Here is a 12,049-nt window from a genome sequence, read left to right as displayed (position 1 = left end):
GTACCGGGGCTCGCTGTTGGCTAAAGACCGCAGTTTTGATTGCAAGTCGTTAGCATCTCTTTAGAATAGTCAATGAATGACGTGGCGCATTATAGAGGAAAACTATGCTCGATCCGAAAAAACTCGAAGAACTGGCAAAACAAATTTCTGATGCGGTGCCACCGGGCGTGCGCAACATGGCCGAAGGCGCAGAAAGCCGAATTAAACAGATTTTACAGGCACAGCTGTCAAAGCTGGACCTGGTATCACGGGAAGAATTTGATATTCAGAGCCAGGTGCTGATTCGCACCCGGGAGAAACTGGATGCCATGGAAGCCCGTCTGGCAGAGCTGGAAAGCAAACACAGCAAAGGCGAATAAGCCGCCAGAGAAATAACTAACAAGGTGCCCGGGGCACCTTGTTTTTTTGTGCTTAGCGCTACCGGTATTTTACTGCGCTTAGCGCAGATTCTATTTCAGTCGTGCTTAGCGCACGAGCAGATATTCCAGTAACAAGCCTGCTGCAAACGCCAGTCCTACATAGTGGTTGTCTAAAAACGCCTGGAAACAGGCTTTGCGCTCACGGTGACGAATAGCATACTGCTGCTGCGCAAACAGTACCGCACAAACCGCAATGGCGGTATACACCGGCCAGTGGGCGTTTATCATACCGGCTATCACCAGCAGTAAGGCGATGGTCAGAGCCTGTAACGCACCCACCATGAGTTTGTCGAACCGGCCAAACAGAATGGCGCTGGATTTGATGCCAATTTTAACATCATCATCTCTGTCCACCATGGCGTACATGGTGTCGTAGGCCACCGTCCATAGCAGGTTAGCCACAAACAGTACCCAGCCATACGCCGGTACACTTTCGGTGACCGCAGCAAACCCCATCGGAATAGCCCAGCCAAACGCTGCGCCTAAAAAGGCCTGTGGCAAATACGTGTAGCGCTTCATAAAGGGGTAACAGAAGGCCAGTCCCACCGCCACAAATGATAGGGCAATGGTTTGCCAGTTAAGCAGCAGTACCAGCAAAAACGCCAGTGCAATCAGTAAACCGAATAACTGCAGTGCCTCGCCTTCGCTCACCGCTCCGCTGACCAGCGGGCGGGCTTTGGTGCGTTCCACCGCGCCATCCACTTTGCGGTCGGCATAATCGTTAATCACACATCCGGCAGCACGCATCAGCACCACACCGGCCACAAATACCGCTGTGATAAGTAACGAGGGCACGCCCTGAGCAGCCATGATCAGTGCCCACAGCGTGGGCCACAGCAATAAATAAATACCGATAGGCTTATCCATACGCATGAGCTGCATATAGGCCTGCCAGTTTGAAAAAGACAGTTTACATTGCATAGTTATCTCGGTTGGTAAGCCGGTGAGCCGGCCAGAAAGATCTCAGCCACAATAATGTAATCATCGTTAAGATGAAAGCGTGAGCGGCGGCCCCACAGCCACGACCGCGGCGGCGTATCGTCAAAGGTAAAGGCACTGGCAGGCACCCGGCACAGCTCAAAGTCACTGCGGATAAACCGGTTATCGTTAAACAAACGTTTACCCAACGGCTCACCGCCCAGATTCGCCAGCTCCCGGTCTATCAGGGTTTGTGGCAGCACCGAGCGGGCAAATACCCAGGGCTGTCCGTCACCGTGCAAAATCACTTCCCGCACTTGCCAGTGATGACCGGCCTGGGGTGGTAGCCAGCGCTGCTCGCTGGCATATAGCGGACAACTGCCCTGACCCAGCCGGGTCAGCGAAAACTGCTCACAGCAGCTCTGCAGGCGCTCAGTAAGCGAGCCGGTATCCAGTAACCAGTGATGTAACTGCGCATCAGGCAAGGTAACCTCGCTGGCAGGCTGCCAGTGCACGGTGATGTTGTGGTTGTGCGGGAATGCTAAATCCAAAGGCTAATACCGTATTCTTATTTTGGTGGCTATCTTAACACTCAGGTATAGATTTAGGCACCGCTGGTCGCTTACATTAATCTGGGTGAAAAAATACCGCTTTGCTACACTATACAAACTTTGTTTTTTAATTACATGACAAGAGCTTATCGAATACCGTGATGAATATGCGTTCTCTTTTTAAAGGCACTGTTGCTATTTTTTTACTCCTGAGCTGCTCGTTGGCCAGCGCGCAGGATAAACCCAACTATGCGTATATGGGCCTTGAACCTGACATTGTCACCAATTTTGTCGGTCCGTCGGCCAAAAAGCTGGGTTATGTCAGGGTAACCGTAGAGCTGATGATAAACAGCGCGGATAATCTGGAGATTGCCGAGCACCATATGCCGCTGCTGCGGGCCACCGCCATTGAGATTTTTGGTCAGCAGCCAGAGGAAAAAGTGAAGTCACTGACCGGACGCGAAGATATTCGGCTGGCTATTCTAAAAGCGCTGCAAAAGCATATGAAGCAGGAAACCGGCTCTGAAATTGTGAAGAATGTTATCTTCACCAAGTACCTGTATCAGAACTAGTAAAACACCGCAAAGCAGCGCGCAATGCTAGGCATTGCGTCTGTCAGACGATAAACAAACCAGTGCCGCCAGTAAGCAGCCGCTGATAAGCCCAACCGTATGTGCGGTGTTTGCCATTTGTACCCACAGTACATCGGCATAGCCAACCACCAGCCATACCAGCATAAAGCCGATCACCGAGCGAGGTAAGGTCAGGCCCCAGGAAGGCTTAAGCCAGCCGGTCCACCACACAAACCCCAGCAGCGCATACACCACTCCCGACAGCCCGCCAAAATTAGGCCCGTCCATCAGTAACTGTGCAATGTTGGACGTGATACCGGAGATAAAAAATACCAGTAGCAGCATCGATAGCCCCAGGGTGCGCTCAATCTGCGCCCCCAGCATACTCCACCACAGCAGGTTAAAGACAAAATGCAGGGCCGAAAAATGTAGAAAAACGGGTCCTATCAGCCGCCACCACTGATGATTATCACTCAGCTGGCTTAATGGCTCCATCATCAGGGTATGATAAATCTCGGGAAACAATCCCAGTAAAGACAATCCGTAGACCAGCGTACACAGCACAAAAATGAGGGTGGTAAACGGCACGTGCCGGGCACGCTGCAGAATATCGCTCAGGCCGGTACTGCCGCTGGGTGCCATCTGAACCTGTTCGCCTGATTGCCATGCAGCCTGCTGGTACCGTGGATGCTGAGGTTCACGCAAAAATACCTCACAGATGTTTTTGACCGGCTCAATATCGTCTGGCTGACTGGTCAGCGATATCTGATATTCACCCTGCCCCAAATCAGTCACTCCGGCCGGGTAACCCTGGTCGGTCAGATAGGTCGACAGTAAGTGCGCATACGCCTGATGGCGTATGCTCAGTAAAGGAACGGTCATGCGCTAGTCAGTGGTCACAGGCTGGCTGACCTGCCAGGCATCAAACCCGCCATCCATACTGTAAACGGTTTCAAACCCCTGACCGGCAATCACCTCAGCAGCACGCTGGCTGCTGATACCGTGGTAACACACCACTACGACCGGCTGGTCTTTGGCGGTGGCACCTAAAAACTCGGCAAAATTGTCGTTAGATAAATGGGTTGCCTGCGGCATGTGACCGCTGGCAAAAGACTGTGGATCACGAATATCCACAATGGTGAAAGCCGCTGAATTTTCAGCGACTTCCTGCACAGTGATGTGCTTAAATTCAGACATATTTTTTACCAGTTAAGAATAACTTTTCCGGATTCACCAGAGCCCATTTTATCAAAGCCCTGCTGAAAATCCTCGACTGCAAACTGATGCGTAATAATCGGTGACAAATCCAGACCACTTTGGATCAGGCTGGCCATTTTATACCAGGTTTCAAACATTTCCCGACCGTAGATACCCTTGATCACCAGTCCTTTAAAGATAACCTGATTCCAGTCAATCGCAACATCTGATGGTGGAATACCTAACAATGCCACTTTGCCGCCGTTGTTCATATTGTTGAGCATATCGCGAAAAGCGACCGGCACGCCGGACATTTCAAGGCCAACATCAAAGCCTTCGGTCATGCCCAGCTCGTTCATCACATCTTTTAAATTTTCTTCACCTACATTGACCGCCCGGGTTGCCCCCATTTTACGGGCCAGCTCCAGCCGGTACGGATTCAAATCGGTAATCACCACATGCCGGGCACCCACATGTTTAGCCACTGCCGCGGCCATAATGCCAATGGGACCGGCTCCGGTAATCAGTACATCTTCACCTACCAGGTCAAAAGACAGCGCGGTGTGTACCGCATTACCGAATGGATCAAAGACAGAAGCCAGTTCATCACTGATATTATCGGGAATTTTAAATGCATTAAAGGCCGGAATGACCAGATATTCTGCAAATGCCCCGGCGCGGTTCACCCCTACACCGGTGGTATTACGGCACAGGTGACGACGACCCGCCCGGCAGTTACGGCAATGTCCGCAGGTAATATGGCCTTCACCCGAGACTCTGTCGCCTATCGTAAAGCCACGGACTTCCTGGCCCATACCCACCACTTCACCCACGTATTCGTGACCTACCACCATGGGCACCGGAATGGTTTGCTGTGACCACTCATCCCAGTTGTAAATATGCATGTCGGTACCGCAAATAGCGGTTTTGCGAATTTTAATCAGCAGATCATTATGACCCACTTCCGGCTCAGGGGTGTCCTGCAGCCAGATGCCTTTCTCTGCTTTTGCTTTTACCAGCGACTTCATTTGATCACTCCCATATCGCGACCCACTTCAATGAACGCATCTACGGCTTTATCAACATGCTCGAGGGTGTGACCAGCCGACATCTGAGTACGAATACGGGCCTGTCCTTTGGGTACAACCGGATAAGAGAAGCCAATAACATAGATGCCTTTGCTCAGCAGCTTATCGGCCATCTCACTGGCCAGTTTGGCATCACCCAGCATCACGGGAATAATGGCATGATCTTTACCAGCCAGAGTGAACCCGGCCTCTTCCATACGCTGACGGAAATGCGTGGCATTACGCCACAACTGGGCACGCAGCTCGTGCCCCTCTGCCATCATATCGAACACTTTCAGTGAAGCAGAGACAATAGGCGGCGCCACAGAGTTAGAAAACAGATACGGACGGGAACGCTGACGCAGCCATTCCACAATTTCTTTTTTACCTGAGGTATAACCACCTGAAGCACCGCCCAGGGCTTTACCCAGTGTGCCGGTAATGATATCGACCCGACCCAGTACATCACAGTATTCATGTGAGCCTTTACCGTTTTCACCCAGAAAGCCGGTTGCATGACAGTCATCCACCATCACCAGGGCATCGTACTGGTCGGCCAGGTCACAAATTCCCTTAAGGTTGGCAATGACCCCGTCCATAGAAAATACGCCATCTGTGGCAATCACTTTAAACCGTGCACCGTCAGCCGTGGCCTGCTTTAGCTGGTCTTCCAGATTGGCCATATCATTGTTAGCGTAACGGTAGCGCTTCGCTTTAGATAAGCGCACACCATCGATAATACTGGCATGGTTAAGGGCATCAGAGATAATCGCATCTTCGGGGCCCAGCAGGGTTTCAAATAAACCGCCGTTGGCATCAAAACACGATGGATACAAAATGGTATCTTCGGTTTCCAGAAACTGGCTGATTTTGCCCTCCAGCGCTTTGTGAATATCCTGAGTACCGCAAATAAACCGAACCGACGCAACACCAAAGCCGTGACTGTCCAGACCATCGCGGGCTGCGCTCAGTAAATCCGGATGATTAGCCAGCCCAAGGTAATTATTTGCACAAAAGTTAATGACGTGGCCGTCTTTGCCTACTTCGATATCAGCCTGTTGCTGAGAGGTGATAACCCGCTCTTTTTTATACAAACCGTCTTCTTTGACCTGCGCGATTTGCGCCTGCAAATGTGCAATAAACGCCTCAGACATGCTTTTCTCCGCGTAAAAAATGTGAATTACTATTCTAAAGAATGCACCTTTGCCGGTATACCGTTTCCTGACGGCAGGCAGGGAAGTTTTTTATGCGCTGTAAATAATTCGCCACACCTGCTGGTGTGGCAGCAGGGTTTATCTGGCGGGTGGCGCCACCTTCCACAGCCCGTTTTCAAGGTGCTGGTCCAGTGCATCCCATAATTTATCTTCTGCTATCGGCGGGCTGAACAGATAACCTTGCCCTTGCTGACAGCCATACTCACCCAGCAGGGCAAATTGCTCGTGGGTTTCAATACCCTCGGCAATCACAGTCAGCCCCATTCCCCGCACCATAGCAATGGTGGAAGAAACAATACTGCGATCTTCCTGGTTGTCCAGCATACCTGAGACAAACGACCGGTCTATCTTGATGAAGTCCGCCGGCAAGGCTTTTAAGTACCCCAGAGATGAATAACCGGTGCCAAAGTCATCAATGGCAATCATGCAGCCCATCTGGCGCAGGGTATCGAGCATATTACTGGTACTGGTAACATCCTCGACCAGCGCGGTTTCGGTCAGCTCCAGTTCCACCAGTGACGGCGCAATATCATGCTCCAGTAACTGTTGTTTAAGATAATTCGGCAGCGCCGGATCTAAAAATTGCGAGGCGGAGATATTAATGGCTATCTTCAGGCTGGTGTGACCGCGACGATGCAAATGACTTAACAGCAACAGCGAGTGTGAAATCACCCAGTAGTCGATGGCCGACATTAGCGAGGTATTTTCCAGCATAGGAATAAACTCACCGGGCGAGATAAAGCCTTTTTCCGGGTGGTGCCAGCGGATCAGTGCTTCAAAGCCCACCAACCGGCGGGTATCAAGTTCAAGCTGAGGCTGCAGAGCCAGGGTAAACTGGTTCTGTGACAGCCCGATGCGGGCCGCGGCTTCCAGTTCAACCCGGCGCATGACTTTCTGATGCATGGTGCTGTCGAACACACAGTATGCCGAGCCTTTCTGTGCTTTCGCCTCGTACATGGCGATATCGGCATGGCGCTGTAATTCGACCACGGTGACATCGCTGAGCACGCTGTAGGCAATACCAATACTCAAAGATACATAAAACTGATGTTCATCAAACTGGATGGGGGCTTCAAACACATGAATCAGTTTTCTGGCCACCACCGTGGCCTGCTCCGGAGACTCAAGCTCAGTCAGCAGAATCACAAACTCATCCCCGCCAAACCGAGCCGCAATATCTTCATCACGCAATGGTTCGCGAATACGGCGGGCAGCAGCAGCAATCAGCTTATCGCCCACATCATGCCCGTGACTATCGTTAATGCGTTTGAAATCGTCCAGGTCGATAAACAATAGACCCAGCCCTTTCTGGCTACGGCCCATGCGGGAGATTTCCTTGGCCATGTGAAAAGTCAGCATATTGCGGTTAGGCAGACCGGTCAGTGAGTCAAACATGGCCATGTTTTCCAGCTGTGCGTTGGTCAGAGCCATTTTGCTGTCGAGGGTTTCCAGCTCAAAGGCCACATTAGTGGCAGTGTATTCCAATACATCCAGCTCATCTGGCCAGCGCTTTGTACCGGCATTGCTGGCACTGATACCTTTTTTAAATTCTTTATACCGGTTTTCAGCAAGCAGTGGTAACCGCTTGCTCAACGCGGTCAGCCGGTAGCGATACTGGTTTAAAATTAAAAACACCACAAAGGCAAACACCACCACCACCAGAAAAGCACTGCCCATCACCCAGTCCTGATAGTTACGGGCCGAGGCAACCTGAGTGGTAATATCCCGGGCAAACAGAATATAGCTATCCGGCAGACGGCCCTCAAGTACCGGCAACAGGCTAACCAGTAATAGCCGCCTACCCAGACGCACCCTATGCCCCTGCGCAACCAGACTTTCAATACTAACCTCTGCCGGCAGGGTTTTAAGAATATTGCTGACCGCTTCTTTATTGGAGGCAGACAGGCGACTAATCACCTCCATCGATGCAGCGTTATCACTGCCCCGGGCAATAGCAATACGCTCCACCCCGGCCGACTTTGACAACAGCGCCAGCAGTTCCTGCATGCCGCTGGTAAACACCAGCACGGCCGGCCGGTCTCCCTCGGTCATTATTGGCGTGACAATATAGCGCCGGCACAGGTGTGCACACGAGGTGACCGCCTGTGGTCGCCATAGTTGCTGCGCTTCAGCCCTTAGCCTATCAATAAACCCGGGTAATGCGCTGGCCTCACCGTACACTAAATCGCCACTGCCACTGAACAGCCACACATTGGAGATTTGCAGATTCACATCCATGGTACTACGAGCAGACTCAATCGCCTGAGTCAGTGCCGCTTCCGATGCCGGCATACCGTCTGGATTCGTGGTGAAGGTTTCTGACCATAATAAAATACGTTCAGTCAGCAGGCTGTTCAGCAGCTCATACCGACGGGCATTTTGCAGCTGGATTTCACGATGCTGTGTGTCAATGGCCGCAGAAGACTGATTTATCAGCAGTGCGCTGATCACCGCAAGGATGCCGGCCATCAGCAGAAAAACCAATAGCATAATTTTGGTCAGAAAAGACAGTTTGACCTGCATAGATTAAAACCAGTACATCAGTTGCACCGCCCACATGCGCCAGTGTTTTTGGGTCAGTGTTACCTGTTGGGGGATCAGCAACGCGGTAGAACGGGCAGCACCGTCCACCCAGTGATGTTCAGCCTGGAGCCGCCAGTTTGGCGCCGGGTCCCAGCGCACGCCCACCGCCACGGTGTCCTGATAGCCATAATAACTGGGAATGAGCCCCCCGCTAGCCGCTTCCAGCAGGCGACCATCCGGGTCGTCTTTGTTCAGCTCGTAGGTGTCATAGCTGGCCAGCAGACTGACTTTATTGTTCAGCAGATAACGGGCCTGTACATAACCGCCCTGTCCCACCTGACGATTGGAGAACTGCGGGCCGTACACACCGGTATCAGTGCGATCTTCACGTACCAGCTCAGCACTGAACTCCCAGCTCTCAGCAAAGTAAATACCTGAGAGCATCAGGCGCTCAATCTGACTTTTACCGTTAACAAAGAATTCATCCGGGGCGGCGTTATAGCTAAATTCAGAATCCAGCCAGCTCACCCCAAGGCGCCAGTCCATCGATGGGGGCTGGTAGTAAACACTGGCCTGATGCACATATTCTTGTTCAACCTCACCTTTTGCATCCTGGCCCAGAAATGCACCGGTTTCGCCCTGATTAATCGGCGCCTCACCAATACTCCAGTTAAGCTCCCAGATCCCGTTATCATCAGTGTGAGTTGACTGCACCAATACCCCGTCACTGCCCAGTGCAATATCCCGGAATCCGTCAAAATACACAGACTGGGGCAAAATCGCGGTAGACCGGGTCATCGGTACATCGCGGGTCGCCGACACCAGCCAGTGACGGTTTTTAAAACGGCCCAGATGAATATGCGAACGCCACTGCCACATTTCCGGCATCTGCCAGTCCAGAAACAAATAATCCAGCCGGGTAGCTGATTTATACCGGTTGCCCCCGTCCAGATAATTAACCTGCCCGACGAGCGCCAGACTGGGTTTAATCTGCCAGCGGCCATTTAACCCCAGTTCCGTCAACTCACCGGTAATATCGTTGTTGTCGGTAATAAAATTACTGTCAACTGACTGAGTGAGTCCTTGCGATACAAAGCCGTGCCAGCTCAACGTATCAGCCATTACCTGCTGACTCAGCAAACCTAAAAGTAACATCAGCCGTTTCATTGTGAATCATCCTTCATGGCGCGCACTTGTTCTATTTTTTCTTCAGTGGCATAGCCAACCGCCCCGGGAGTACTGTATACCGCGTCTATCAAAGCCTGTTGGGAGTTGACTATCTCAGGCGAGTCGCCCTGACCGGAGTAGGTGATCTGATTCCAGATGCGCTCAAGCTGGTAGGGAAACATTCTGAGAATTTGTTGGCAGAAATACTGATGCAGAACGCTGTCTGTTTTTAGCACGAACACTTTGATTTTAGTGCCATCATCCCAATGCTGCTTGCGCGCGCTGAATACCATTCTGGCTTCAGTATGAGACAAGGTTTGTGGCTGTACAGAAGGGTGCAGGATCAGCTGCATTTTCTGTGCAGCAAGCACAGAAAATGAGGTTCCGGTCAGCCCCGTGAACAGGACAGCCAGAATGGCTAATCTTAAATAAACGCGGGCAGGTGAAACATTTCCTGTAAACACGGCCAGCCTCTTGATAAGCATACTGCAATTGAGCATGGATTTTATAAGTGTTCTATTGTCCGATAAATCTTATCTTTAATAAATCGACCAAAATGCGTAAAACTTAAATAATCTCAGATATTTGCTTCCACACCTGTTCTACGCTGATACGCTGCATTAGTTCATTACCCTTTGCTCGCGTCCCCCACTTAAGCGCATCCCATGCTTTTCCTTTTTGCTCCTGAATCACCTCATCATACACCGATACCACATTACTGAGATTGTGATAAGGGCCGGTACGACGGGGATTCGAATGCGCGTAAAGTCCCACCACCGGCGTACCCATTGCTGCTGCGATATGCGCAGGGCCGGTGTCCGGAGCTACTACAACACTAGCACATTTTAGTAATGCTGCCATTTGATGAAGACTGGTTTGCCCGACAAAATCCACTACTTCGCAATTAGCGTGCTGCTGAATATCATCAGCCAGACTGCGATCAATATCAGCCGGCCCACCGCACAGCACCACCTTTAGCCCTTGGTCGCACAGTCTGTCGGCAATAGCGGCATAACGCTCAGGTAGCCAGTTACGTTCAGCTTTACTGGCCGCAGCGCTGATAACAGCAAACGGGCCTAACCGGGCTTGTTGCTGATGCGCCCACTGCAACGCGCTGTCCTCTAAAGGAATATTCCAGCTTACAGACGGCAGCGCCGGTACACCAAGCTGGTCAGCAAAATCCATAAATCCGTCCAGCACATGGGCTTGCCGGGTTGGGGCAATCCGCTCGTTGGTAAACAACCAGTGCAGTTCTTTGCTGCGCGCCCAGTCAAAGCCTATCCGGCGGCGTGCCGGAATGACCCGGGACGCTAGATTGGCGCGTAACGCTACCTGCATCATCAGCAATGCATCAAACTCTTCGTCTTTTACCGCTTCTTTCAGCTTGTCTACCGCCGCCTGTTTTTCTTTTTTATCAAAAATGATAAAGCGCACGTCCGGGATCAGTCGCACCAACTGATATTCCAGTTTGCCGATAACCCAGGTGATGCGGGTATCAGGCCATTGCTGACGAATACGGGTGACCATCGCCGCGGCGTGACACACGTCACCGATGGCGGAAAGACGGACCAGACAGATGTTCATTGCCAAAGAACGGATCTCCTACTACTTAAAAAGACAGAAAAAATCATTACAATAGCGAATTTACCACAGGTCAGGGTACTGATGGCGATCAAACAGCAAAAAATAGCCACCGGCCACTTCACATTAGTGAACACTCACTTCTTTGACAGTGTCGATAAGCAGATGTTTTTGTCTGAATACTGGCAACAAAAACATGCTATTACCGGTCAGGCCAAGGGCCGTGGAACCACTTTCTTTATTCAGCCAGATGCTGCCCAGCAGTGGGTGCTGCGGCATTATCGCCGGGGCGGGTTGCCCGGTAAGCTATTCAGCGACCAGTTTTTATATACGGGCTTATCGCGTACCCGCCCGTTTATGGAGCTTAATTTACTTTATACTATGCGTGAGGCCGGCTTGCTGGTACCTGAGCCAATTGCCGCCCAGGTGGTTCGCCACGGGCTGATTTACCGGGCTGATTTGCTCAGCGTACGGATTCCCGATGCTCAGGATATGCACCACGTATTGAGCCGCGGGCCAGTTGGTGAGGCTGTGTGGCAGGCGGTGGGCCGCCAGATCAGACAAATGCACGATTTGAATGTGTATCATCACGACCTGAATATTCGCAATATTATGCTCGATGCGCAGCCACAGGTCTGGATCATCGATTTTGACCGGTGCTACCAGCGCGCTGACGGCCACTGGAAACCACAGAATCTGGCCCGGCTATATCGCTCGCTGGTCAAAGAATCGGGTCGCAGCCCGGCATTTTTCTGGACCGAGCAAGACTGGGCGGCCCTTAAGGCCGGTTACCATCAAGATTGATAATTGCATCATGCAGCAATACTCGGTAGTGTGCTG

General features: G+C 51.5%; 13 protein-coding genes. 3 read left to right on the top strand and 10 right to left on the bottom strand.

Annotation, left to right across the window (positions count from 1 at the left end):
- The first annotated feature begins 104 nt into the window (after window positions 1-104).
- Window positions 105-359: a ubiquinone biosynthesis accessory factor UbiK gene (ubiK, locus tag EZV72_RS00375; RefSeq protein ID WP_137165383.1), complete on the top strand. Its 255-nt coding sequence runs from the start codon at window positions 105-107 to the stop codon at window positions 357-359.
- 105 nt (window positions 360-464) lie between these two features.
- Here ubiK and ubiA read toward each other — a convergent pair whose 3' ends face one another.
- On the bottom strand, window positions 465-1,340 hold the full coding sequence (gene ubiA, locus EZV72_RS00370; protein ID WP_137165382.1) for a 4-hydroxybenzoate octaprenyltransferase: 876 nt from the start codon (window positions 1,338-1,340) through the stop codon (window positions 465-467).
- Between the two features lie 2 nt (window positions 1,341-1,342).
- Window positions 1,343-1,888 (bottom strand): chorismate--pyruvate lyase family protein, encoded by a 546-nt coding sequence (locus EZV72_RS00365; RefSeq protein ID WP_175405011.1) that lies wholly within the window; start codon window positions 1,886-1,888, stop codon window positions 1,343-1,345.
- 167 nt (window positions 1,889-2,055) lie between these two features.
- Between EZV72_RS00365 and EZV72_RS00360 the strand changes: the two genes are divergently transcribed.
- Window positions 2,056-2,460, top strand: a complete 405-nt coding sequence (locus EZV72_RS00360; RefSeq protein ID WP_232364469.1) for a flagellar basal body-associated protein FliL — start codon at window positions 2,056-2,058, stop codon at window positions 2,458-2,460.
- Between the two features lie 27 nt (window positions 2,461-2,487).
- Here the strand turns inward: EZV72_RS00360 and glpG are convergent, their stop codons facing one another.
- The 8 genes from glpG to EZV72_RS00320 form a co-directional block, all read right to left on the bottom strand.
- Window positions 2,488-3,342, bottom strand: coding sequence for a rhomboid family intramembrane serine protease GlpG (gene glpG / locus EZV72_RS00355; RefSeq protein WP_137165381.1), 855 nt, complete (start codon window positions 3,340-3,342; stop codon window positions 2,488-2,490).
- 3 nt (window positions 3,343-3,345) lie between these two features.
- A complete protein-coding gene (glpE, locus tag EZV72_RS00350) occupies window positions 3,346-3,657 on the bottom strand; it encodes a thiosulfate sulfurtransferase GlpE (RefSeq protein WP_137165380.1) in 312 nt (103 codons plus the stop codon).
- Between the two features lie 5 nt (window positions 3,658-3,662).
- Complete coding sequence (gene tdh, locus EZV72_RS00345; protein ID WP_137165379.1) at window positions 3,663-4,685, bottom strand: L-threonine 3-dehydrogenase; 1,023 nt, start codon at window positions 4,683-4,685, stop codon at window positions 3,663-3,665.
- The gene (locus EZV72_RS00340; protein ID WP_137165378.1) at window positions 4,682-5,878 is read right to left on the bottom strand and encodes a glycine C-acetyltransferase; all 1,197 of its coding nucleotides are present in this window, start codon (window positions 5,876-5,878) and stop codon (window positions 4,682-4,684) included. The genes tdh and EZV72_RS00340 overlap by 4 nt, the downstream gene beginning before the upstream one ends.
- A 138-nt stretch (window positions 5,879-6,016) precedes the next feature.
- A complete protein-coding gene (locus EZV72_RS00335) occupies window positions 6,017-8,461 on the bottom strand; it encodes a putative bifunctional diguanylate cyclase/phosphodiesterase (protein ID WP_137165377.1) in 2,445 nt (814 codons plus the stop codon).
- A gap of 3 nt (window positions 8,462-8,464) precedes the next feature.
- Entirely contained in the window at window positions 8,465-9,628 is a 1,164-nt protein-coding gene (locus EZV72_RS00330) for a porin family protein (RefSeq protein WP_232364468.1), read from the bottom strand.
- On the bottom strand, window positions 9,625-10,092 hold the full coding sequence (locus EZV72_RS00325) for a hypothetical protein (RefSeq protein ID WP_137165376.1): 468 nt from the start codon (window positions 10,090-10,092) through the stop codon (window positions 9,625-9,627). Before EZV72_RS00325 ends, EZV72_RS00330 begins: the two co-directional genes overlap by 4 nt.
- Before the next feature lie 103 nt (window positions 10,093-10,195).
- Window positions 10,196-11,212, bottom strand: a complete 1,017-nt coding sequence (locus tag EZV72_RS00320; RefSeq protein ID WP_137168604.1) for a glycosyltransferase family 9 protein — start codon at window positions 11,210-11,212, stop codon at window positions 10,196-10,198.
- Between the two features lie 81 nt (window positions 11,213-11,293).
- Between EZV72_RS00320 and EZV72_RS00315 the strand changes: the two genes are divergently transcribed.
- The gene (locus EZV72_RS00315; RefSeq protein WP_137165375.1) at window positions 11,294-12,013 is read left to right on the top strand and encodes a 3-deoxy-D-manno-octulosonic acid kinase; all 720 of its coding nucleotides are present in this window, start codon (window positions 11,294-11,296) and stop codon (window positions 12,011-12,013) included.
- Window positions 12,014-12,049 lie beyond the last annotated feature (36 nt).

Source organism: Salinimonas lutimaris, from assembly GCF_005222225.1.
GTDB lineage: Bacteria > Pseudomonadota > Gammaproteobacteria > Enterobacterales > Alteromonadaceae > Alteromonas > Alteromonas lutimaris.
Note: the sequence above shows the minus strand (reverse complement) of the source record. Positions and strands in the feature narration are given on the sequence as shown.

Bases quoted from the DNA above. Each gene is read 5' to 3' on its own strand.
- ubiK (WP_137165383.1), top strand. From the start codon at position 105: ATGCTCGATCCGAAAAAACTCGAAGAACTGGCAAAACAAATTTCTGAT.
- ubiA (WP_137165382.1), bottom strand. From the start codon at position 1,340: ATGCAATGTAAACTGTCTTTTTCAAACTGGCAGGCCTATATGCAGCTC.
- EZV72_RS00360 (WP_232364469.1), top strand. From the start codon at position 2,056: ATGCGTTCTCTTTTTAAAGGCACTGTTGCTATTTTTTTACTCCTGAGC.
- glpG (WP_137165381.1), bottom strand. From the start codon at position 3,342: ATGACCGTTCCTTTACTGAGCATACGCCATCAGGCGTATGCGCACTTA.
- glpE (WP_137165380.1), bottom strand. From the start codon at position 3,657: ATGTCTGAATTTAAGCACATCACTGTGCAGGAAGTCGCTGAAAATTCA.
- tdh (WP_137165379.1), bottom strand. From the start codon at position 4,685: ATGAAGTCGCTGGTAAAAGCAAAAGCAGAGAAAGGCATCTGGCTGCAG.
- EZV72_RS00340 (WP_137165378.1), bottom strand. From the start codon at position 5,878: ATGTCTGAGGCGTTTATTGCACATTTGCAGGCGCAAATCGCGCAGGTC.
- EZV72_RS00335 (WP_137165377.1), bottom strand. From the start codon at position 8,461: ATGCAGGTCAAACTGTCTTTTCTGACCAAAATTATGCTATTGGTTTTT.
- EZV72_RS00330 (WP_232364468.1), bottom strand. From the start codon at position 9,628: ATGAAACGGCTGATGTTACTTTTAGGTTTGCTGAGTCAGCAGGTAATG.
- EZV72_RS00320 (WP_137168604.1), bottom strand. From the start codon at position 11,212: ATGAACATCTGTCTGGTCCGTCTTTCCGCCATCGGTGACGTGTGTCAC.
- EZV72_RS00315 (WP_137165375.1), top strand. From the start codon at position 11,294: ATGGCGATCAAACAGCAAAAAATAGCCACCGGCCACTTCACATTAGTG.